The sequence below is a fragment of the Streptomyces sp. NPDC014861 genome (assembly GCF_043081625.1).
Classification (GTDB): Bacteria; Actinomycetota; Actinomycetes; order Streptomycetales; family Streptomycetaceae; genus Streptomyces.
Window position 1 is genome coordinate 1 of record NZ_JBIBWV010000011.1, and the last position, 22,586, is coordinate 22,586.

At 73.8% G+C, this 22,586-nt stretch carries 17 protein-coding genes; 6 read left to right on the forward strand and 11 right to left on the reverse strand.

The annotated features are described in order from the left end of the window. Nucleotides 1–92 precede the first annotated feature (92 nt). Together ACF1BN_RS22110 and ACF1BN_RS22115 are read right to left on the reverse strand one after the other, a co-directional pair. Nucleotides 93–884, reverse strand: a complete 792-nt coding sequence (locus ACF1BN_RS22110; protein ID WP_392333301.1) for a putative protein N(5)-glutamine methyltransferase — start codon at nt 882–884, stop codon at nt 93–95. Nucleotides 885–1,106: 222 nt separating this feature from the next. After that, a complete protein-coding gene (locus ACF1BN_RS22115; protein ID WP_392333302.1) occupies nt 1,107–1,589 on the reverse strand; it encodes a glutathione peroxidase in 483 nt (160 codons plus the stop codon). Between the two features lie 40 nt (nt 1,590–1,629). On the opposite strand from ACF1BN_RS22115, the gene ACF1BN_RS22120 reads away from it, so the two are divergent. Next, on the forward strand, nt 1,630–1,848 hold the full coding sequence (locus ACF1BN_RS22120) for a DUF6011 domain-containing protein (RefSeq protein ID WP_392333303.1): 219 nt from the start codon (nt 1,630–1,632) through the stop codon (nt 1,846–1,848). Between the two features lie 20 nt (nt 1,849–1,868). On the opposite strand, the gene ACF1BN_RS22125 is transcribed toward ACF1BN_RS22120, so the two are convergent. Then, complete coding sequence (locus ACF1BN_RS22125) at nt 1,869–2,615, reverse strand: hypothetical protein (RefSeq protein WP_392333304.1); 747 nt, start codon at nt 2,613–2,615, stop codon at nt 1,869–1,871. A gap of 156 nt (nt 2,616–2,771) precedes the next feature. Between ACF1BN_RS22125 and ACF1BN_RS22130 the strand changes: the two genes are divergently transcribed. Continuing rightward, nucleotides 2,772–3,842, forward strand: a complete 1,071-nt coding sequence (locus ACF1BN_RS22130; RefSeq protein WP_392333305.1) for an RNA ligase (ATP) — start codon at nt 2,772–2,774, stop codon at nt 3,840–3,842. A gap of 4 nt (nt 3,843–3,846) precedes the next feature. Here the strand turns inward: ACF1BN_RS22130 and ACF1BN_RS22135 are convergent, their stop codons facing one another. Both ACF1BN_RS22135 and ACF1BN_RS22140 read right to left on the reverse strand, forming a co-directional pair. Continuing rightward, nucleotides 3,847–4,713 (reverse strand): acyl-CoA thioesterase, encoded by an 867-nt coding sequence (locus tag ACF1BN_RS22135; protein ID WP_392333306.1) that lies wholly within the window; start codon nt 4,711–4,713, stop codon nt 3,847–3,849. A gap of 12 nt (nt 4,714–4,725) precedes the next feature. After that, the gene (locus ACF1BN_RS22140) at nt 4,726–7,239 is read right to left on the reverse strand and encodes a DEAD/DEAH box helicase (protein WP_392333307.1); all 2,514 of its coding nucleotides are present in this window, start codon (nt 7,237–7,239) and stop codon (nt 4,726–4,728) included. Nucleotides 7,240–7,371: 132 nt separating this feature from the next. Here ACF1BN_RS22140 and ACF1BN_RS22145 point away from each other — a divergent pair, with 132 nt between their 5' ends. Then, nucleotides 7,372–8,163 (forward strand): metal-dependent hydrolase, encoded by a 792-nt coding sequence (locus tag ACF1BN_RS22145; RefSeq protein ID WP_392333308.1) that lies wholly within the window; start codon nt 7,372–7,374, stop codon nt 8,161–8,163. A gap of 143 nt (nt 8,164–8,306) precedes the next feature. Next, entirely contained in the window at nt 8,307–9,032 is a 726-nt protein-coding gene (locus tag ACF1BN_RS22150) for a S1 family peptidase (protein WP_392333309.1), read from the forward strand. A gap of 198 nt (nt 9,033–9,230) precedes the next feature. Here the strand turns inward: ACF1BN_RS22150 and ACF1BN_RS22155 are convergent, their stop codons facing one another. The 5 genes from ACF1BN_RS22155 to ACF1BN_RS22175 all read right to left on the reverse strand — a co-directional run bounded on the left by ACF1BN_RS22155 (nt 9,231) and on the right by ACF1BN_RS22175 (nt 18,634). Beyond that, nucleotides 9,231–11,012 carry an ABC transporter ATP-binding protein gene (locus tag ACF1BN_RS22155; protein WP_392333310.1) on the reverse strand — a complete coding sequence of 594 codons (1,782 nt, stop codon included), beginning with the start codon at nt 11,010–11,012 and terminating at the stop codon, nt 9,231–9,233. Next, nucleotides 11,009–12,844, reverse strand: coding sequence for an ABC transporter transmembrane domain-containing protein (locus tag ACF1BN_RS22160; protein ID WP_392333311.1), 1,836 nt, complete (start codon nt 12,842–12,844; stop codon nt 11,009–11,011). The genes ACF1BN_RS22155 and ACF1BN_RS22160 overlap by 4 nt, the downstream gene beginning before the upstream one ends. A gap of 211 nt (nt 12,845–13,055) precedes the next feature. Continuing rightward, nucleotides 13,056–15,002, reverse strand: a complete 1,947-nt coding sequence (locus ACF1BN_RS22165; protein ID WP_392333312.1) for an ABC transporter ATP-binding protein — start codon at nt 15,000–15,002, stop codon at nt 13,056–13,058. Between the two features lie 211 nt (nt 15,003–15,213). Continuing rightward, nucleotides 15,214–18,138, reverse strand: a complete 2,925-nt coding sequence (locus tag ACF1BN_RS22170) for an FAD-binding and (Fe-S)-binding domain-containing protein (protein WP_392333313.1) — start codon at nt 18,136–18,138, stop codon at nt 15,214–15,216. 34 nt (nt 18,139–18,172) lie between these two features. Continuing rightward, entirely contained in the window at nt 18,173–18,634 is a 462-nt protein-coding gene (locus ACF1BN_RS22175) for a MarR family winged helix-turn-helix transcriptional regulator (protein ID WP_392333314.1), read from the reverse strand. Nucleotides 18,635–18,730: 96 nt separating this feature from the next. Here ACF1BN_RS22175 and ACF1BN_RS22180 point away from each other — a divergent pair, with 96 nt between their 5' ends. Both ACF1BN_RS22180 and ACF1BN_RS22185 read left to right on the forward strand, forming a co-directional pair. Further along, nucleotides 18,731–20,566, forward strand: a complete 1,836-nt coding sequence (locus tag ACF1BN_RS22180; RefSeq protein WP_392333315.1) for an ABC transporter ATP-binding protein — start codon at nt 18,731–18,733, stop codon at nt 20,564–20,566. A 332-nt stretch (nt 20,567–20,898) separates the two neighbouring features. Then, a complete protein-coding gene (locus tag ACF1BN_RS22185) occupies nt 20,899–21,189 on the forward strand; it encodes a hypothetical protein (protein ID WP_392333316.1) in 291 nt (96 codons plus the stop codon). Nucleotides 21,190–21,412: 223 nt separating this feature from the next. Here the strand turns inward: ACF1BN_RS22185 and ACF1BN_RS22190 are convergent, their stop codons facing one another. After that, the gene (locus ACF1BN_RS22190) at nt 21,413–22,489 is read right to left on the reverse strand and encodes an NAD(P)-binding domain-containing protein (protein ID WP_392333317.1); all 1,077 of its coding nucleotides are present in this window, start codon (nt 22,487–22,489) and stop codon (nt 21,413–21,415) included. Between the last annotated feature and the right edge of the window lie 97 nt (nt 22,490–22,586).

Below are 22,586 nucleotides of genomic sequence, written 5' to 3' on the forward strand. Positions count from 1 at the left end.
AACGACATCGCCCGTGACCTCACCATCTGGATGGCCGCCCGAGACTTCCCCGGACGGCCAAACAGGCAGGTCACCGCGTTCTAAAACACCGCCTAGACCGGCCGGGTCGCGACGAGGACGGTCGCGTACCGCTCCTCGCAGGAGACGAACCGGGGCGTCAGCCCGTGCGCGGCGACGGCGTCGGCCGCCGCGCCGGTCTGCCGCTCGCTCGTCTCGACCAGCAGGTGCCCTCCCGGCGCCAGCCACCGCGGCGCCTCGGCGGCCACCCGGCGCAGCACGTCGAGCCCGTCGGGCCCGCCGTCGAGCGCCACGAGCGGTTCGTGGTCGCGCGCCTCGGGCGGCAGCAGCCCGACCTCCTCGGTCGGGACGTACGGCACGTTGGCGACCAGCACCTCGACCCGCCCGCGCAGCTGCGCGGGCAGCGGGTCGAAGAGGTCGCCGCCTAGGACCAGGCCGCCGCGCGGCTCGATGTTGCGGCGCGCGCACGCCACCGCCGCGGGCTCGATGTCCGCCGCGTACACGCGGGCGTCCGGCACCGCGGAGAGGAGCACCGCGCCGGCCGCGCCCGAGCCGCAGCACAGGTCGACACAGAGCGCGCCGGGCGCGGCCAGTGCGACGGCCCGTTCGACCAGGAACTCGGTGCGCCGCCGGGGCACGAACACGCCCGGTTCGACGGTGATGCGCAGGCCGGCGAAGTCCGCCCAGCCGACGACGTGTTCCAGGGGGAGGCCGGCCGCGCGCCGCTCGACGAGGATGTCGAGCTCGGCGGCGTCACGGGCGGCGGAGAAGAGGAGTTCCGCCTCGTCCTCGGCGAACACGCAGCCCGCGGCGCGGAGTCGGGAGACGGTGGAGGAGCGGAGGGGGAGAGCGGGGTCGAGCGTCATGAAAGACCTTCCGGGAAGCCACGGGGAGGCTCCCTCGGTCACCACGACCGAACCACCGCTACGAGCGGACCGCCGGAACGGCCGTCGAGAGGGAGCATCCTGCCTGCGTCGTGCGGATGGAACCCACCTCCTCCGGTCGCCGTGTGCGGAACCCGATGATCGTACCCCAGGGGTGGTGCCGGACCCCGGCCCGGCACCACCCCGCGAAGGCCTCGGAGGGCCTCAGACGAGGAGCGCCTCGATCGCCGCGACGACCTCGGCGGCCTCCGGCTCGGTGCGCGGACGGAAGCGGGTGACGGTGCCGTCGGCGGAGATCAGGAACTTCTCGAAGTTCCACTGCACGTCGCCGGCCTCGCCGTCGGCGTCCGCGACGCGGGTCAGCTCGGTGTAGAGCGGGTGCCGGCCGTCGCCGTTGACCTCGATCTTCTCCAGCAGCGGGAAGGTGACGCCGTACGTCGTCGAGCAGAAGCTCTGGATCTCCTCCGCCGAACCGGGCTCCTGACCGAGGAACTGGTTGCAGGGGACGCCGACCACGGTCAGCCCGCGCTCCCCGTACGCCTTCTGCAGCCGCTCCAGCCCCTCGTACTGCGGGGTGAGACCGCACTTGGACGCCACGTTCACGACCAGCACGGCCTTGTCCCGGTAGTCGGCCAGGGAGACCGGCTCACCGGCCAGGTTCTTCAGCGGGATGTCGTACAGACTCATGGGGGGAGCTCCTCGTCGAGACTAAGGCGTAGATGACAACATGAGTGAAGAACACCTGGCAATCGCGGTCGATTCCGCCCCGGGCGCGTCGCGGCGCCTCGTCCGCTGCCGCCTCTGCGGCCGTCCGCTGACCGGAGCGGACTCCCGCCGTACGGGACTGGGGCCCACCTGCGACGCCAAGCTCCACCCCCCGGCCCCCGACATCCGCGCCCGCCGCCACGAGGTCGACCAGGACACCCTCCCGGGCCTGGAGTCCTAGACCCTCTCGCCCCGCTTACGTCACGTGGCGGCGGGCCCGCCCCGCCCGGCCGGGGCGACCAGCTCCGCGAAGGCGGCGTCCCGCTCCTCCTCGCCGAGTGCCAGCAGCGCGACCTTGCGGACGAGCAGCGGGTCGGGGTGACCGGAGAGCCGGTCGACGGCGTGCCCGACGAGCCAGACCCGGAGCTCGTCGAGGAGGGACTCGTCCGCCGACCAACCGATGACCTGGTCCCAGAGCAGGTCGTCGATCCAGCGCTCCACGAAGTCCGCCAGGTGCTGCTCCTCGACGCCGCCCCGGGGCGCGGCGGCCCACACGTCGAGGAGCGGGGCGACCGCCTGGTGGAAGTCCACGGACAGCTCCCACACCGCGTTCACGCCCTGCCGGGGTGCCGGATCGGCGAGGGTCTCCCGCCACCACGTGTCGAGGAAGCCCGCGATCGCCGCGGCCTGCTCGGCCGGCCACGTCTGCCAGGCGACCCGGCCGAGCCCGGTGGGCATGAACCCCATGCCGTCCACCCGCCCGGCCGCGAGACGGGCGAAGACCTCCGGCAGCAGCCGCCGGACCACCGCCGGATGGTCGGGGAAGTGGCTGGGCACCTCGTGGAAGAACGGGCCCAGCAGGTCGTCCCCCAGCGGCGCGCCCGGCACCGCCAGCAGCGCCAGGTGCTCCTCCCCGTAGCAGTACGTGCACCCCTCGGCGGGGGCCGTCATGCCGCCGAAGACGGCGTCGACGCGACGGAGGGCGGAGGTCAGTGCGGGAGAGGCCACGGCGTGGTCCTGACGGGACTCCGTCCGGGCGGCGCCCGGCGAAGATCGCGACGTTACCAGACGGCAAAAGCCGTGGGCAGGGATTTCACGGTCCGTCAGGATGATCGGCGATGAGAGCGAAACCCGAGCCAGCCGAACGACCGGAGTCCTGACACCATGTCCACCCTGCGCGTCACCGCCGAAGTCCTCACCGTCCATCCGCACCCGAACGCCGACGCCCTCGAACTGGCGCAGGTCGGGCTCTACCGGGCCGTCGTCGCCAAGGGCGCGTACCGGAGCGGGGACACCGCCGTCTACATCCCGGAGCAGGCCGTGCTGCCCGCCGCGCTCGTCGACGAGCTCGGGCTGACCGGGCGGCTGGCCGGGAAGGCCTCGGACCGGGTGAAGGCGGTGCGGCTGCGCGGGGAGCTGTCGCAGGGGATCGTCTGCCGGCCCGGCGCCCTGTCCGGCGTCGACCTGGACCGGGCCGCCGCCGACGGCACCGACTTCGCGGAGACGCTCGGGATCACCAAGTGGGTGCCGCCGATCCCGCCGACCATGAGCGGGGACGTCGAGGTCGCCCCCGATCTGCTGCCCTGGGTGGACATCGAGAACCTCCACCGCTACCCGGGCATCTTCGAGCCCGGCGAGGAGGTCGTCCTCACCGAGAAGATCCACGGCACCGCCTGCCTGCTCACCCACGTCGCCGACGGCGGCCGGACGCACGTCTCGTCCAAGGGCTTCGGCGCCAAGGGGCTCGCACTCCAGGAGGACCCGCGCAACCTGTACTGGCGCGCCGTCCACGCGCACGGCCTGCCCGCCGTCGCCGAGCGGCTCGCCGCCCGCCTGGGCGCCACCCGCGTCGGCTTCTTCGGCGAGGTGTACGGCTCCGGCGTGCAGGACCTCGCCTACGGCGCCGACGCCCGCCGCGAGGCCGTCGGCTACGCCCTCTTCGACATCTCCGCGGAGATCGACGGACAGGTCCGCTGGCTCGACCCGGTCCAGGTCCTGGAGCCCGGCGAGGTCCCGCTCGTGCCGCGCCTGTACGAGGGCCCGTACGACCTCGACACCGTCCTCGCCCACGCGAGCGGCGCCGAGACCGTCTCCGGCGGCTCCGCCCACCTGCGGGAGGGCGTCGTCGTCCGGCCGGCCGTCGAGCGGTACAGCCCGGTCACCGGGGGCCGGGCCGTCGCCAAGGCGGTCAGCCCGGCCTACCTGACCCGCAAGGGCGGCACCGAGTACGAGTGACCGGTCAGCCCAGGGAGCGGAACAGGCCCTCCTGGACCACCGAGACGAGCATCCGGCCCTCCCGGTCGTAGATCCGGCCCCGGGCCAGTCCCCGGCCGCCGGTCGCGACCGGGGACTCCTGCTCGTACAGGAACCACTCGTCGGCCCGGAAGGGACGGTGGAACCACATCGCGTGGTCCAGCGAGGCCATGTCGAAGCCGCGCGGGCCCCACAGCGGCTCGACCGGGATCCGCACCGCGTCCAGCAGGGTCATGTCGGAGGCGTACGTCACCGCGCAGGTGTGCACCAGCGGGTCGTCGCCCAGCGGTCCCACCGCGCGCATCCACACCGCGCTGCGCGGGTCCGCGGCCTCGACCTCGTCCTTCGTCCAGCGCAGCCGGTCGACGTAGCGGATGTCGAAGGGCATCCGCCGCGCCATCCGCTCCATCGACTCCGGCAGCCCGCCGAGGTGGTCGCGGACCTCGTCCGCCAGCCTCGGCAGGCTCTCCGGGTCCACCAGGTGCCTCGGCGGCAGCTGGTGCTCGAAGCCCGCCTCCTCCGGCAGGTGGAAGGAGGCCGTCAGATTGAAGATCGTCCGCCCCTCCTGGACCGCCGTGACCCGGCGGGTGGTGAACGACCGCCCGTCCCGCACCCGCTCCACCTGGTAGACGATCGGCACGCCCGGCCGGCCCGGCCGCAGGAAGTAGGCGTGCAGCGAGTGCACCGGCCGGTCCGCGTCCACCGTCCGCCCGGCCGCCACCAGCGCCTGGCCGGCGACCCGCCCGCCGAAGACCCGCTGGAGCGACTCCTGCGGGCTGCGGCCGCGGAAGATGTTCACCTCGATCCGCTCCAGATCGAGCAGGTCGACCAGCCTCTCGGCGGGATTGGTCACGACTGAACTCCTCTACAGCTGTCCGACGGACGTCACGCGGACGACCGCCCGCCCCTCCTCGTCGGAGGCGGCGAGATCCACCTCCGCGCCGATGCCCCAGTCATGGTCGCCGTTCGGGTCGGCGAAGGTCTGCCGGACGCGCCACAGGCCGTGCGCCGCGTCCTCCTCGATCGCGAGCAGCTTCGGACCGCGCGCGTCCGGGCCCGTGCCCAGGTCGTCGTACTCGTCCCAGTACGCGTCCATCGCCTCGCCCCACGCGTCCGCGTCCCAGCCGGACTCGCCGTCCAGCTCGCCCAGCTCGCCGACCTTGTCGAGCGCCGCCAGCTCCACCCGCCGGAACATCGCGTTGCGCACCAGCACCCGGAAGGCGCGGGCGTTCGCCGTGACCGGCTTGACCTGGTCGGCCTTCTCCTGCGCCTCCTCGGCCGTCTGGACCTCCGGGTTCGCCAGCTGCTCCCACTCGTCGAGCAGCGAGGAGTCCACCTGGCGCACCATCTCGCCCAGCCAGGCGATCAGGTCCTCCAGGTCGTCCGTCTTCAGGTCGTCCGGGATGGTGTGGTCGAGCGCCTTGTACGCGCTCGCCAGGTACCGCAGCACGATGCCCTCGGTCCGCGCCAGCTCGTAGTGCGAGGTGAACTCGGTGAAGGTCATCGCCCGTTCGTACATGTCACGGATGACGGACTTCGGCGACACCGGGTGGTCGCCGACCCACGGATGCGACTTCCGGTACACGTTGTACGCGTGCCAGAGCAGCTCCTCCAGCGGCTTCGGGTACGAGACGTCCTGGAGCCGCTCCATCCGCTCCTCGTACTCGACGCCGTCCGCCTTCATCTGCCCGACGGCCTCCCCGCGCGCCTTGTTCTGCATGGCGGCGAGGATCTGGCGCGGATCGTCCAGCGTCGACTCCACCACCGAGACCATGTCGAGCGCGTACGACGGGGACTCCGGGTCGAGCAGGTCGAACGCGGCCAGCGCGAAGGTGGACAGCGGCTGGTTCAGCGCGAAGTCCTGCTGGAGGTCGACGGTCAGCCGGATCGTGCGGCCCTCCGCGTCCGGCGTCTCCAACTGCTCCACCACACCGCCGTCGAGCAGCGAGCGGTAGATCGCGATGGCCCGGCGGATGTGCCGGAGCTGGTTGCGGCGCGGCTCGTGGTTGTCCTCCAGGAGCTTGCGCATCGCCTCGAAGGCGTTGCCCGGGCGGGCGATCACCGACAGCAGCATGATGTTGGTGACCTTGAAGCGGGAGGTCAGCGGCTCCGGCTCGGCGGTCTGCAGCTTCTCGAAGGTCGTGTCGCTCCAGGCGACGAAGCCCTCGGGCGCCTTCTTCCGGACCACCTTGCGGCGCTTCTTCGGGTCGTCGCCGGCCTTCGCCAGCGCCTTCTCGTTCTCGATGACGTGCTCGGGAGCCTGCGCCACCACGAAGCCGGCGGTGTCGAAGCCGGCCCGGCCGGCCCGGCCCGCGATCTGGTGGAACTCACGGGCGCGCAGCGTCCGCACCCGGTTGCCGTCGTACTTGGTGAGGGCGGTGAAGAGCACCGTGCGGATCGGCACGTTCACGCCGACGCCGAGGGTGTCCGTCCCGCAGATCACCTTCAGCAGGCCCGCCTGCGCCAGCTTCTCCACCAGCCGCCGGTACTTCGGCAGCATGCCGGCGTGGTGCACACCGATCCCGTGCCGCACGTACCGCGAGAGGTTCTGGCCGAACTTGGTGGTGAAGCGGAAGTTGCCGATCAGCTCGGCGATCTTGTCCTTCTCCTCGCGCGTGCACATGTTGATGCTCATCAGCGACTGCGCCCGCTCGACCGCCTGCGCCTGCGTGAAGTGCACGATGTAGACGGGCGCCTGCCTGGTCTCCAGGAGCTCGGTCAGCGTGTCGGTGATGGGCGTGAACCGGTACTCGTACGAGAGCGGCACCGGCCGGGTCGCCGAACGGACCACCGAGGTGGGGCGGCCGGTGCGCCGGGTCAGGTCCTTCTCGAACATCGACACGTCGCCGAGCGTCGCCGACATGAGCACGAACTGCGCCTGGGGGAGTTCCAGCAGCGGGATCTGCCAGGCCCACCCCCGGTCCGCCTCGGCGTAGAAGTGGAACTCGTCCATGACGACCTGGCCGATGTCCGCGTCCTTGCCGTCGCGCAGCGCGATCGAGGCCAGCACCTCCGCCGTACAGCAGATGACGGGCGCGTCCGCGTTCACGGACGCGTCGCCGGTCAGCATGCCGACGTTCTCGGTGCCGAAGATCTTGCACAGGTCGAAGAACTTCTCCGACACCAGCGCCTTGATCGGCGCCGTGTAGAAGGTGACCTGGTCGTTGGCGAGCGCCGTGAAGTGCGCCCCCGCGGCCACCAGCGACTTCCCGGACCCCGTGGGCGTCGACAGGATGACGTTCGCCCCCGAGACCACCTCGATCAGCGCCTCCTCCTGTGCCGGGTAGAGCGAGATGCCGCGCTCCTCGGCCCAGGCGGAGAAGGCCTCGAAGAGGGCGTCGGGGTCGGCGGTCGGCGGCAGCTGATCGATAAGGGTCACGTCCCCATCTTGCCTGCATTCCGCCCGGATGAGGGAACCGGCCGTCGAACGCGAAGATCACGCCCGATAGGCTGCTCCGTCGACCGGTCGTCAACTCGGCGCCGGCAGGGGAGAAACGGGGCGACACCGACCATGATGGGACCCGCGCACTCGCTGTCCGGAGCGGCGGCCTGGCTGGGCGTGGGAGCCGCCGCGGCCGCCCTGGACCACCCGATGCCCTGGCCGGTGCTCCTGGTCGGCGCCCTGATCTGCGCCGGCGCGGCCCTCGCCCCCGACCTCGACCACAAGTCGGCCACCATCTCGCGCGCCTTCGGCCCGGTCTCCCGGATCCTGTGCGAGGTCGTCGACAAGCTGTCGTACGCCGTCTACAAGGCGACCCGCAGCCCCCAGGACTCGCGCCGCACCGGCGGCCACCGCACCCTCACCCACACCTGGCTGTGGGCCGTCCTGATCGGCGGCGGCTGCTCGGCCGCGGCCGTCACCGGCGGGCGCTGGGCGGTCCTCGCGATCCTCTTCGTCCACCTCGTCCTCGCCGTCGAGGGGCTGCTGTGGCGGGCCGCCAGGATGTCCAGCGACATCCTGGTCTGGCTGCTCGGCGCGACCAGCGCCTGGATCCTCGCCGGCGTCCTCGACCAGCCGGGCAACGGCTCGGACTGGCTCTTCACCGCCCCCGGCCAGGAGTACCTGTGGCTGGGCCTGCCAGTCGTCCTCGGCGCCCTCGTCCACGACATCGGCGACGCGCTCACCGTCTCCGGCTGCCCGATCCTCTGGCCGATCCCCATCGCCCGCAAGCGCTGGTACCCCATCGGCCCGCCGAAGGGGATGCGCTTCCGGGCCGGCAGCTGGGTGGAGCTGAAGGTCCTCATGCCGGTCTTCATGCTCCTCGGCGGGGTCGGCGGAGCCTCCGCGCTCGGCTTCTTCTGATTCTTCCGACGCGGCCCGCGCGCGGGGATAACGCGGTGTTATGGCCGAACGGGATTACCCGGGGGCCCCGCGCGTGACGACCCTGGTTCCACCCACTCCCCCCCACAGGCGGCACTTCCGTGTGCCGTCGGAGACGAGGAACCTTGCGTACGCACCGCATATGGGCGTCGGCCGCCGCCGCCGCGCTCTCCGTGCTCGCCCTCTTCGCGCCCGCCGCCACCGCGTCGGAGCAGGCGCCCGCCCGCGCCGACGCCGTCGCCGTGCAGCCGATCATCGGCGGCGGCCAGGCCACGAGCGGCCCCTGGGCGGCCCGGCTCCTCTCCAACGGCCGCGAGACCTGTTCGGCCACGATCATCGCCCCCACCTGGATCCTCACGGCCAAGCACTGCGTCACCGGGGGCGGACTGTCCTTCCGGATCGGCAGCCTCGACCAGCACAGCGGCGGGACCCTCGCCAACGGCGTCCAGACCTACACCCACAGCTCCGACCTCGCGCTGGTGCGCCTGGACCGCTCCGTGACGGCCACCTACGCCCGGCTCGGCCAGCCCGGCTCCGTGAGCGTCGGACAGAGCGTCCAGGTCTACGGCTGGGGCGCCACCTCCCAGTGCGGCTCCGAGGCCAACTGCCAGTCCCGCTACCTCAAGGTCGCCAACGTGACGGTGACCGGGGGCTGCCGTGACGCGTACAACGGCTCGGCCATCTGCGCCCGGCGCGGCAACGGCATCACCGCCGGCGGGGACTCCGGCGGCCCGATGATGGCCAACGGCATCCAGGTCGGGGTCGCCTCCACCAGCGACCGCCAGACGACCACCGCCTACACCAACGTGACGGCCTACCGCTCCTGGATCCAGTCGATCGCGGGCGTCTGACCGCGGACCGGGGGGGGGGGGGGGGGGGCCGGCCCCCCCCCCCCCCCCCCCCCCCCCCCCCCCCCCCCCCCGCCCCCCGCGGCGGCGGCCCCGGCGCGGGGGTTGGGCCGGGGGGGGGGGGGGGGCGGGGGGGGGGGGGGGGCGGGCCCCGGGGCGGCGGGCGCCCCCCCCCCCCCCGGCTCCCGCTCCTGGCCCGGCTCAGCCGTGCCAGGAGCGCCACAGCGCCGCGTACGCGCCGTCCGCCCCGACGAGGTCGTCGTGGCTGCCCAGCTCGCTGATCCGGCCGTGCTCGACCACCGCGATCAGATCGGCGTCGTGCGCGGTGTGCAGCCGGTGCGCGATCGCCACCACCGTCCGCCCGTCCAGGACCCGCGCGAGCGAGCGCTCCAGATGGCGCGCGGCGCGCGGGTCCAGCAGCGAGGTCGCCTCGTCCAGGACCAGGGTGTGCGGATCGGCCAGGACCAGGCGGGCCAGCGCGACCTGCTGGGCCTGCGCCGGGGTCAGCGCCCGGCCGCCCGAACCGACCTCGGTGTCCAGGCCCGCGTCGAGACCCCGCGCCCACTCCTCCGCGTCCACCGCCGCCAGCGCCGCCCACAGCTCCGGGTCACCGGCCTCCGGACGGGCGAGCAGCAGGTTGTCGCGGAGCGTGCCGACGAAGACGTGGTGCTCCTGGTTGACCAGCGCCACGTGCTCGCGGACCCGCTCGGCCGGCATCCGCGCCAGCTCGGCGCCGCCGAGCGTGACCTCGCCGGCGCGCGGGCCGTAGATGCCCGCGAGGAGCCGGCCCAGCGTCGACTTGCCCGCCCCGGAGGGGCCGACCAGCGCGAGCCGGGTGCCCGGAGCCACCGCGAGGGACACGCCGTGCAGCACGTCCACCCCCTCCCGGTACCCGAAGCGCACGTCGGCCGCCTCGACCGACCGGCCGTCGGGCCGCACCGCCGCGTCGCCCGGCTCCGGCTCGATGTCCCGCACGCCCACCAGCCGCGCCAGCGACACCTGCGCCACCTGGAGCTCGTCGTACCAGCGCAGCACGATCCCGACCGGGTCCACCAGCATCTGCGCGAGCAGCGCGCCGGTCGTCAGCTGCCCCACGTCCATCCAGCCCCGGAAGACGCACACCCCGCCGATGGCGAGGACGCCGCACAGCACCGCGATGTGCGTCAGGTTGACGACCGGGAAGAGCACCGACCGCAGGAAGAGGGTGTACCGCTCCCAGCGCGTCCACTCCTGGATCCGCCGGTCCGAGAGCGCCACCCGGCGCGCGCCGAGCCGGTGCGCCTCGACCGTGCGGCCCGCGTCGACGGTCTCGGCGAGCGCGGAGGCGACCGCCGCGTACCCGGCCGCCTCCGAGCGGTAGGCGGAGGGCGCCCGCCTGAAGTACCAGCGGCAGCCGGCGATCAGCAGCGGGGCCGCGATCACCACGGCCAGGGCGAGCGGCGGCGCCGTGAGGGCGAGCCCGCCGACGAGCAGTCCCGCCCAGACCACGCCGATCACGAGCTGCGGCACGGCCTCCCGCATCGCGTTGGACAGCCGGTCCACGTCGGTGGTGATCCGGGAGAGCAGATCGCCGGTGCCGGCCCGCTCCAGGACACCCGGCGGCAGTCCGACCGCGCGGACCAGGAAGTCCTCCCGCAGGTCGGCGAGCATCTCCTCGCCGAGCATCGCCCCGCGCAGCCGGACCAGCCGCGTGAAGACCGTCTGCACCGCGAGCGCGACGGCGAACACCGCCACCGCGCCGCCCAGATGGAGCTCCCGGGCGCCGTCGGCGAGCCGGTCGACCACCTGGCCGAGGACGTACGGCCCCGCCATCGACGCGATCACGGCGACCGCGTTCACCCCGACGAGCAGCGCGAACGCCTTGCGGTGCCGCCGCAGCAGGCCGCCGACGTAGGCGCGGACCGTCGCGGAGGCGGCGACGGGGAGGGTGGTGGCGGTGGTGGGGGCCGCCGGGTCGTACGCGGGCGGCGCCAGGCCGATCATGCGGTTTCCCCTTCCAGTGCTGCGACACGCCGGGCCGTACGGGAGCGGTCGGGAGACCCCTCCGGCGTCGCCGCGGCGTGCTCGTCGTCGGTCTCCCGGGTGACGACCGCCCGGTAGCGGGGCTCGTCCGCCAGGAGCGCGCGGTGGGTGCCGTGGGCGACGGCCCGGCCCTCGTGGACCAGGACCACCCGGTCCGCCAGGTCCAGGAGGAGCGGCGACGAGGCCAGCACCACGGTGGTCGCGCCGGAGCGCAGCTTGCGGACGCCGGCCGCGACCCGGGACTCGGTGTGCGAGTCGACCGCCGAGGTCGGCTCGTCGAGGACGAGCACCTCGGGGTCGGTCACCAGGGACCGGGCCAGGGCGAGACGCTGGCGCTGCCCGCCGGAGAGCGAGCGGCCCCGCTCGGTGATGGGGGTCCGCATCGGGTCGCCCTCGCTGTCCGCCGACGCCTGCGCGAGCGCGTCGAGGACGTCGTCGCACTGGGCGGCGGCGAGCGCGTCCTCCGGCCGGACGCCGCCGGACGAGGGCACGTCGAGCAGCTCGCGGAGGGTGCCCGACAGCAGCACCGGCTCCTTGTCCTGGACGAGGACGGCCGTGCGGGCCGCGTCGAGGGACAGCTCGTCCAGCGGCACCCCGCCCAGCCGGACGGAGACGTGGTCGTCGCCCGGCTCGGCCGGATGCCCGCCGAGCCGGTCCGCGAGCCGGCCGGCCGCGTCCGGGTCCCCGCACACCACGGCAGTGAGCTGCCCGGCGGGGGCGATGAGACCGGTGACCGGGTCGTACAGGTCGCCGGACGCCTCGCGGGCGCGGTCACCGGACCCGCCGCCGGGATCGGTGGTGCGGCTGAGCGCCAGGACCCGCGCCGCGCGCTTCGCCGAAGGCCGGGAGAAGGCGTACGCCATGGCGATCTCCTCCACGTTCCGCAGCGGATGGTGGGTGAGCGCCACCGCGCCGTAGACCGTGACCAGCGCGCCGACCGTGATCCGGCCGTCGAGCGCCAGGCCCGCCCCGTACACCACCACGGCGATCAGCAGCAGGCCCGGCAGCAGCACCTGCACGGCGGCGATCAGCGCCCACATGCGGGCGCTGCGCACGGCCGTCCGGCGGACCTCCTGGGAGGCGGCCCGGTAGCGGGCGAGGAACAGCTCCTCGCCGCCGATGCCGCGCAGCACGCGCAGCCCGGCGACGGTGTCGGAGGCCAGCTCGGTGGCCTTGCCGGCCTTCTCGCGCTGCTCGTCGGCCCGGCGGGTCGCGCGCGGCAGCAGTGGCAGCGCGGCCAGGGCGAGCGCCGGGACGCCCACCGCGATGACGGCGCCGAGCGCGGGCTCGTAGACGACGAGCCCGACGCAGACGGCCAGCAGGGTGAGGACGGCGGCGGAGAACCGCGAGAACGCCTCCACGAACCAGCCGATCTTCTCGACGTCTCCGGTGGAGACGGCGACGACCTCGCCGGCCGCGACCCGCCGCGTCAGCAGCGAGCCCAGCGCGGCGGTCCTGCGGGCGAGGAGCTGCTGGACCCGCGCGGCGGCGGTGATCCAGTTGGTGACGGCGGTGCGGTGCTGCATCGTGTCGCCGACGGCGATGCCGGCGCCGAGCGCCACGAGCACACCGCAGCCGAGCGCGAGGCCGCCGCCGTCGCGGTCGATGACGGCCTGCACGGCCAGGCCGACGCCGATCGGCAGACCGGCGATGGACAGCTGGAGCAGCAGGCCCCACAGCAGCGATCGCACCTGCCCGCCGAGCTGCATGCGCCCGAGCCAGATCAGGAACCGGGTGCCCGACCGGACGTCGGGCACCCCCGGGTCGGCGTAGGGGAGTTGATGGATCTGCATGGACGTCCCCAGGGGTTGCTCGGGGGCGGACAGGGGGTGGGCCGGCGCACGCGGGCGCGGCTCGGCCGGGGCCCCGTCGAGGGACCCCGTGGGCACGGACCCCGGGGTGCGGGGTCCGTGCCAGGTTCGCCCCCCGGCCGGGACCGGGGCAACGGATTTTCCGGCTGCGAGGGGACGGAGCGGACCGATGCGCCCCGTCGGGAACCTCCCGTCACCCCTGTTCCGAGGGCTCCTCCGGCCGCCGCTGCCCGGGGACGCCCCGGTCGTTCTGGAGCTCCAGGAGCTCGCGGAAGAGTCCCGGCGCGCCGGAGAGTTCGTCGAAGGTGCCCTCCTGCACGATCCGGCCGTGGCCGAGCACGACGATCCGGTCGGCGACCGCCACGTTCGCCAGCCGGTGGGTCACGAGCACGACGGGCCGCCCCTCGGCGACCTCGCGCAGACCGGCGAAGATGCGGTGCTCGGCCCGGGCGTCGAGGGCGCTGGTGGGCTCGTCGAGGACGAGCACCCCGGGCCGGTAGAACGCCCGGGCGATGGCGAGTCGCTGCCACTGCCCGCCGGACAGCTCGACCCCGCCGAACCACTCCCGGGCGAGGAGCGTTCCCCAGCCGCTGCGCAGCCCGTCCACGACCTCGCCCGCGCCGGACCGCTCGGCGGCCCGCAGCAGCGCGTCGTGCCCGCCCCTCGGCTGCCCCAGGGTCACGTTCTCCTCGGCGGTCAGCGGCCAGTGCGCGAAGACCTGCGGGACGACCGCGGTGTGCCGCCACATGGCGTACGCGTCGAGCTCCCGGACGTCCCGGGCGTCCCAGGTCACCGTGCCCCCGGTCGGCAGGTACAGGCCGGTGAGCAGCCGGGAGAGGGTCGTCTTGCCGGAGCCGTTCTCACCGACGAGGGCGACGATCTCGCCCGCCCGCACCTCCAGGGTGACGTCGGTCAGGGCGGCCCGGTCGGCGTCGGGGTAGGTGTAGTGGAGGCGTTCGGCGCGGACGGTCCTCGGCGGATCGGGGACGATCCCGCCGCGGTCCAGGCGGTGGCCGCCCGCCTCGGCGATGAAGTCGGCCCAGTCGTCGACGTACAGCCCGGTGCGGAAGATCCGGGTGCCGTAGCCGACGATCCCGTACAGGTTGTTGCCGACGGTCTGGAGGGCGAAGACGGCGGTGCCGGCCGAGGCGAGCGTCATGCGCCCGGAGGCGAGCAGCAGCACCAGCGCGCCCCACATGACGGCGGAGGCGGCGCCGCCCGCCACCGAACCGGCCATCGCCCAGCGCGAGCCGCGGTGGATGGACCGGTCGGTGACGGCGTCCACGCGGGCGCCGATCTCGCGGTAGCGGCCGAGGAGGAAGCCGAACATGGTGCCGGAGCGGAGCTGGTCGGCGATCTGCCGGTCGGCGATGTACCAGCGCAGATGGCCGAGGGTGCGGCGCTCGGCGGAGACGGCCCGGCTGCTCTCCCACTGGAGGTGCGCCCCCTTCATCCGGGCGAGTGCCTGGGGGAGCACGGCCAGGACGAGGAGCGGCAGCAGCACGGGGTGGAGGACGGCGACGACGCCGGCGGCCGCGACGATCGAGGCGAGGCAGGACATCAGCATCTGGGACTCGGTGATGAGGTCCTTGGCGACGTCGGCGCCCCGGTCGGCGTGGTCCCACTTGTCGTTGAAGCCGGGGTGGTCGTACGCGGTGAGCTCGGCGTTGGCCGCCGCGTGCAGCATCTCCAGCTCGGCCTCGCGGGAGATGCGGGGGGAGAGGCGCGAGGAGACGTCGGAGATCACGATGCCGAGGACGGCCCGCAGGCCCACGGCGGCGGCGATGAGGGTGATGGCGGGGAGGGCCTGGACCAGCCGGTCGCGGATGTCGCCGGGGGCGACGAGCGAGGTGAGGGTGGCGCCGGTGGCGACGAGGCCGGTGGCCTCCAGGGCGGCGGAGAGGGCCTGGCAGGAGAGGAGCAGCGTGACGGCCCTGCGGTCGACCCGCCAGCCGAGCGCGAGCCCTCTGCGGACGAGCTGCGGGAGCCGGCGGGCCATCACCCAGGGCGAGGTGGGTCTGCCTTCGAGTGCGGCGAGCTTGCCCTGCTGGAAGCGGTACTCCTCGGCGGGCCGCTGGGGCCGGTCCTGGGGCGGTGCCGGGTCCGGCACGGCGCTGTCGGTGGTCTGCTCTGCGGTCACGGTGGTGTGTTCCCCCGTCCGGGTGGCGACACGGAAGGGGGGAGCTACCCAGCCGGGTCCCCGGAGCACCGCCCGGCGGGCGGTTCACCCGCCGGGGGGATCCGTTTCCGGACAGCTGCCGGCCGGGGCGTCTCCTCCCGTTCCCGCCGAATCAGGGGGCGTCCGTGGAGCGCGCCGTGAGCCCTGGATCCTGCGGGATCGGGAGGAGGCCCTAGGGGCGGGTGGCGCGCTCCAGGGCCAGGAGGGCGGAGGCGTACCGGCGGCCGGTGGCGCGGTCCATGCCGATCTCGCACATCCGGTTGGCGGAGAGGTGCGCGTCGAAGGGGCGGGCGGTGACCTCGGCGGCCTCGCGGGCGGTGGCGGAGGCGGTCAGTTCGGGATGGAGCATGCCCCGGTCCCCGGCGAAGGCGCAGCATTCGGCGTCGACGGGGACGACGACCTCCTCGGCGCAGAACCCGGCGATCTCGGTGAGCTTGTCCGCGTCGCCGAGGTGCCGCATCGAGCAGGTGGGGTGCACCACCGCGGACTCCACCCTGCGGCGGGCGTCGAGCCGGGGGAGGAGTTCGTCGGCGGCCCACACCAGGGAGTCCACCACGGTCAGTTCGGCGTGCAGCGCGCGGTTGTCGTCGGTGAGGTACGGGACGACCTCGTGGGCGATGCCGAGGGTGCACGAGGAGGCGTCGACGACCAGCGGGAGCCGGCCGCCGGCGGTCCATCCCCAGGCGGCCTCGACGATCCGGTTGGCCATCACCTCGTTGCCCGACGCGTAGCCCTTGGAGTGCCAGATGGTGGCGCAGCAGGTGCCGGCCACGTCGTCGGGGATCCAGACGGGTCGGCCGGCCCGGGCGGAGACGGCGACGACGGCCTCGGGCAGGGAGGGGCCCGTCACCCCGTCGGGGTTGCCGAAGATGCGGTTGACGCAGGCCGGGTAGTAGACCGCGGTGGCCGCCGGGCGGTGGGTGCGGGGCAGCCGGTGCCGGGCCGCGCCGGGGATCTCGGGCAGCCACTCCGGTACGAGGTCGGGCCGGACGGCCTTGCGGGCGAGGCCGGTCACCCGCTCCAGGAAGCCGTCGCCCATCCGGTCGGCGGCGCCGACGGCGAGCCGGGCGGCGCTCTCCACGGCCCGGAAGTGCCGGGCGGCGAGGGCCGCGATCCGCTCCTCGCGCGGGGAGTGCCGCTCGTGCCGGAACTCCTTCATCAGCGCGCCGGTGTCGATGCCGACGGGGCAGGCCAGCTTGCAGGTGGAGTCGCCGGCGCAGGTGTCGACGGCGTCGTAGCCGTACGCCTCCAGGAGCCGCTGTTCGACGGGGGAGCCGTCGGCCTGCCGGAGCATCTCCCGGCGCAGCACGATCCGCTGGCGCGGGGTGGTCGTCAGGTCGTGGCTGGGACAGGTCGGCTCGCAGAAGCCGCACTCGATGCACGGGTCGGCGATCCGCTCGACCGACGGGATGGTCTTCAGGCCGCGCAGGTGGGCCTGGGGGTCGCGGTCGAGGACGATCCGGGGGGCGAGGACCCCGTCGGGGTCGATGAGCTCCTTGGTCCGCCACATCAGCTCGGTCGCCTTGGGGCCCCATTCCAGCTCCAGGAAGGGGGCGATGTTGCGGCCGGTGGCGTGCTCGGCCTTCAGGGAGCCGTCGAAGCGCTCGACGGTGAGCTTGCAGAAGTCGTCCATGAAGGAGGCGTAGCGCTCGACGTCGGCCGGGTCGGCGGCGTCGAAGGCGAGGAGGAAGTGCAGGTTCCCGTGGGCGGCGTGGCCGGCGACGGCCGCGTCGAAGCCGTGCCGGCCCTGGAGGTCGAGCAGCTCCGCGCAGGCCTCGGCGAGCCGGGAGGGGGGCACCGCGAAGTCCTCGGTGATGAGGGTCGTACCGGACGGGCGGGAGCCGCCGACGGCGGTCACGAACGCCTTGCGGGCCCTCCAGTAGCCGCCGATGACGGCCGGGTCGCGGGTGAAGGCGTTGTCCACGGAGGGCACCGGGGCGACCAGGTCGAGTCCGGCCAGGACCTCGCCCGCCGCCCGCTCGTACGCGGTCAGGGACGGCTCGTCCGGGGCCCGGAACTCGACGAGCAGCGCCGTGGTGTCCTTGGGCAGCTCCGCCCAGTCGGCCGGGACGCCGGGCACCCGCACCGAGGCCCGCAGGGTGTTGCCGTCCATCAGTTCGACGGCGAGCGCCCCCGCCTCGTTGAAGCGGGGCACGGCCGCCGCGGCGGCGGGCAGGGTGGGGAAGAAGAGCAGCGCGGTGGAGACCATCCGGTCGAGCGGCAGGGTGTCGAAGACGACCTCGGAGAGGAAGCCGAGGGTGCCCTCGGAGCCGACCATCAGACCGCGCAGGATGCCCACCGGGGTGGCGGCGTCGAGGAAGGCGTCGAGCCGGTAGCCGTTGGTGTTCTTGATCTCGTACTTGGCCCGGATCCGGGCCGTCAGCGCGGCGTCGGCCTCGATCTCGGCCTTGAGGGCGAGGAGCCCCGCGCAGAGCCGGGGCTCGGCGCGGGCCAGGTCCTCGTCGGCGGAGGGGTCGGCGGTGTCGACGACCGTGCCGCTCGGGAGGACGAAGGTGAGCGAGGAGACCGTCCGGTACGAGTTGCGGGTGGTGCCGGCGGTCATCCCCGAGGCGTTGTTGGCGACGACCCCGCCGATGGTGCAGGCCACCGCGCTGGCCGGGTCGGGGCCGAGCACCCGTCCGTGCGGCGCGAGGGCGGCGTTGGCGCGGACCACGGTCGTGCCGGGGCGGATCCGGGCCCGCGCGCCGCCGTCCAGGGCCTCCACGCCCACCCAGTGGCGGCGGACGTCGACGAGGATGTCCTCACCCTGCGCCTGCCCGTTGAGGCTGGTCCCGGCGGCCCGGAAGACCACTTCGCGGCCCTTGCCGTGGGCGTAGGACAGCACGGCCGAGATGTCGTCGACGTCCTCGGCGACGACGACCACCTGGGGCAGGAACCGGTAGGGGCTGGCGTCGGAGGCGTACCGCACCAGGTCGGAGACGCCCGAGAGCACCTTCTCCGGCCCGATCAGCGCGGCCAGGTCCTCGCGCAGCCGCCTCGGGGTGCCCTTGGCCTGGAGGTCCGGGACCCGGTCGGGAGCCGGGGTCCGCTTCCGGCCCGGGCTGAGGGCCCGCGGGTTCGGTTCCAGCAGCGGCATGGCACGGCTCCCCTCGGCGCGGGCCCCGGAGGCGTCAGCGGCCGCCCTCCGGGACGGGCCCGGCCAGGGCGGTCAGCAGACCTCCGAGCACCTCGCGCTGGTCGACGGTCAATGGAGCCAGGATGTCCTCTGCGGCCGCCCGGCGCGCGCTGCGCAGCTCCCGCAGCGTGGCGCGCCCCTCGTCGGTGAGCTCGATCCGGATCACCCGGCGGTTGTCCGGATCGGGCACCCGGCGCACCCGTCCGGCCGCCTGCAGGCCGTCGACGAGGCTGGTCACGGCGCGGGGCACCACTTCGAGGCGGGCCGCGAGATCCGCCATCCGGGGCGGCGCGTCGCCGTAGTGGGCGACCACCCGCAGCAGCCGCGACTGGGCCGGGGTGATGCCGACCGGCTCCAGATGGCGCTTCTGGATGCGGTGGAGCCTGCGGGTGAGCCGGAGCAGCTGCTCGGCGAGGAGCCCGTCGGGGTCGGGGGCGCTCGCGGCGGGGGTGTCCATGGGGGAACATTATCAGGACCTTGTTCATTGTGAACATAGGTAAGAGTGAGTTACAGTCCGATGTGCACGCTCATGTCTCATTCCCCGAAGGAGCCCATGCGCCCCCACGACGAGTCCACCTGGACACCACCGCCGCGCGACCCCGCGCAGCCGCAGGAGCCCGCCCAGCTGCGCCGCATCCTCGGCCTCTTCCGCCCCTACCGCGCCCGCCTCGCGCTCGTCGGCCTCCTGGTCGGCGCCGCCTCGCTGGTCTCGGTCGCCACCCCGTTCCTCCTCAGGGAGATCCTCGACACCGCGATCCCCGAGGGGCGCACCGGGCTGCTCAGCCTGCTCGCCCTCGGCATGATCGCCACCGCCGTCCTCACCGGCGTCTTCGGGGTGCTCCAGACCCTGATCTCCACCACGGTCGGCCAGCGTGTCATGCACGACCTGCGCACCGCGGTGTACGGCCGGCTCCAGCGGATGCCGCTGGCCTTCTTCACCCGGACCAGGACCGGCGAGGTCCAGTCCCGGATCGCCAACGACATCGGCGGCATGCAGGCCACCGTCACCTCCACGGCCACCTCCCTGGTCTCCAACCTCACCGCCGTCGTCGCGACCGTCGTCGCCATGCTCGCCCTCGACTGGCGGCTCACCCTCTTCTCCCTGCTCCTGCTCCCCGTCTTCGTCTGGATCAGCCGCCGGGTCGGCGACGAGCGGAAGCGGATCACCACCCGGCGGCAGAAGCAGATGGCCGCCATGGCGGCGACCGTCACCGAGTCGCTCTCCGTCAGCGGCATCCTGCTCGGCCGCACGATGGGCCGCGCGGACTCGCTCACCGAGTCCTTCGCCCGGGAGTCCGAGCGCCTCGTCGACCTCGAAGTGCGCTCCTCCATGGCCGGACGCTGGCGGATGTCGGTCATCGGCATCGTCATGGCCGCCATGCCCGCCCTGCTGTACTGGGCGGCCGGCTTCGCCGTGCAGGCCGGCGGCGCCGCGATCTCCCTCGGCACCCTGGTCGCCTTCGTCACCCTCCAGCAGGGCCTCTTCCGGCCCACCGTGAGCCTGCTCTCCACCGGCGTCCAGATCCAGACCTCGCTCGCGCTCTTCCAGCGCATCTTCGAGTACCTCGACCTCCCGGTGGACATCACCGAGCCCGAGGAGCCCGTCCGCATCGGCGCCGTCCGCGGCGAGATCGGCTTCGAGAAGGTCCGCTTCCACTACGACCCCGAGCGAGCGGACCGGCCCACCCTCGACTCCGTCGACCTGACCGTGCCCGCAGGCGGCAGCCTCGCCGTGGTCGGCCCCACCGGCTCCGGCAAGTCCACGCTCAGCTACCTCGTCCCCCGGCTCTACGACGTGACCGAGGGCCGGGTCACCCTGGACGGCGTCGACGTGCGCGACCTGGGCTTCGACACCCTCGCCGCCGCGATCGGCGTCGTCTCCCAGGAGACGTACCTCTTCCACGCCTCGGTCGCCGACAACCTCCGCTTCGCCAAGCCCGACGCCACCGACGCGGAGCTGGAGGCCGCCGCCCGGGCGGCCCAGATCCACGACCACATCGCCTCGCTTCCCGACGGGTACGACACCCTGGTCGGCGAGCGCGGCTACCGCTTCTCCGGCGGCGAGAAGCAGCGCCTGGCCATCGCCCGCACGATCCTGCGCGACCCGCCGGTGCTCATCCTCGACGAGGCGACGAGCGCCCTCGACACCCGCACCGAGCACGCGGTCCAGCAGGCCATCGACGCCCTCTCGGCCGGCCGCACCACGATCACCATCGCCCACCGCCTCTCCACGGTCCGCGACGCCGACCGGATCGTCGTCCTGGAGGCGGGCCGGATCGAGGAGAGCGGCACCCACGCGGAGCTCATGGCCGCCGACGGCAAGTACGCCGCCCTGGTCCGCCGTGACGAACAGGCGAACGTGGGAGCGGTTGTTCCCACGAACGTGTGATCGTTCCGGGATTCGTTGCCCAACTCCCGTACGGCGTCGCAGGATTACGGTGCGCAAGCGACGGGCTGCAGACCGCGACTGCGCTGTCCCACGAAACACCTGTACGAGGAGAAGCACCACCATGAACGTCATCACCGATCTGCTCGCCGGCGTCCTCCACTTCCTGGGCTGGCTCGTCTGACGCTCGCAGTTCACGGCGCCGCCGGTTCCCCGTCCCAGGGAGCCGGCGGCGCCGCCGTGTGTGCCGGATCCGCGAAAGTCGCGCTCGACGGGCTGGCGATATCGACCGATTTGCGCGGTATCGAGAAGGCGTGCGGATCGTTGGGCAGCGCATGAAGCAGCTCAGACGACGTCGCTGGATCTGGTCTCCCATCACCTCCTGGCAGGCCAGACGGCTGGCCCGGGTGACCGGAGCGCACTTCGACGACGCCTGGGTCGAGATCCGGCTGACCACCCATCCGGACGAGCGGCACTTCGCGCTCGCCCACGACGTACTCACCCAGGTCCTGCTCGCCCGGAGCGCCGTCTGTCTGGAGGAGGGGGCGAGGCATGTGCCGGACACGGGGTCGCGATGGGCGCCGCAGAGCGGCTGGCGGCCGCGCGACGGTTCGCTGAGACGGTGACCGGTTCGCCGAGGCGGTGATCGGTTCGCCGGGACCGAGACCGGTTCGTCGAGGCGGTGATTGGTTCGCCGGGACCGAGACCGGTTCGTCGAGACGGTGATCGGTTCGCCGGGACCGGGACCGGGACCGGGACTGGGTCGCTGGGGCCGAGGTCGGTTCGCTCGGAGCGCGAGGGGTTCAGGGGCCAAGACCGTGACCGGCGGGTCAGGCCCTGGCCGGCTGGTCAGACCGTGACCGGCTCACCCGCGTGCCGCTCCTCGCGGGCGAGGAAGCGGCGGACCTCGTTCACCGCCGCCCGCCCCGCCCGGTTGGCGCCGATCGTCGAGGCCGACGGCCCGTACCCCACCAGGTGGACGCGCTCGTCCAGGAGCGCGCGGGTGCCCTCCATCCGGATCCCGCCGCCCGGGTCCCGCAGTCGCAGCGGGGTCAGATGGTCGATCGCCGGCCGGAAGCCGGTCGCCCACAGGATCACGTCCGCCTCCACCGTGCGCCCGTCCGCCCAGACGGCCCCGGTCGGCGTGATCCGCTCGAACATCGGCTGCCGGTCCAGGACGCCGTCGGCCAGCCCCTTGCGCAGGGCGTCGTTGAGCGGGAGACCGGTCACCGAGACCACGCTGCGCGGCGGCAGCCCCTGCCGTACCCGCTCCTCGACCAGGGCGACGGCCGCGCGCCCCTCGGCCTCGCCGAAGGGGCCCTCCCGGAAGACGGGCTCGCGCCGGGTCACCCAGGTCGTCGCGGCGGCGTGCCCGGCGATCTCCAGCAGGTGCTGGGTGGCCGAGGCGCCGCCGCCCACCACGATCACCCGCCGCCCGGCGAACGCCTCGGGACCGGGGTACCGCGCGGTGTGGAGCTGGAGGCCCCGGAAGGTCTCCTGGCCGGGGTAGCGCGGCCAGAACGGCCGGTCCCAGGTGCCGGTGGCGTTGATCAGGGCCCGGGTCGCGTACACCCCCTCGGAGGTCTCCACCCGCAGCCGCCCACCCTCGCCCTCCCGGACGGCGGTCACGTCCACCGGCCGGTGGACGCGCAGGCCGAAGTTCCGCTCGTACGTGTCGAAATAGGCGCCGATCACCTCGGAGGAGGGCCGGGCGGGATCCGCCCCGGTCAGCTCCATGCCGGGCAGCGCGTGCATGCCGTGCACCTTGCCGTAGGTCAGCGAGGGCCAGCGGAACTGCCAGGCGCCGCCGGGGCGGGGCGCGTGGTCGAGGACGACGAAGTCCCGGTCCGGCTCCAGACCGACGCGCCGCAGGTGGAAGGCGGCGGAGAGACCCGCCTGCCCGGCACCGATCACGACGACGTCCACCGCCCGGACCGTTGCTTCGACCGCTGTTTCGACCCCAGAATCGTTCACGTTTCTACCAACGGGGGTGGGGGCCGGGATCTTCCCGGACCCCACCTTC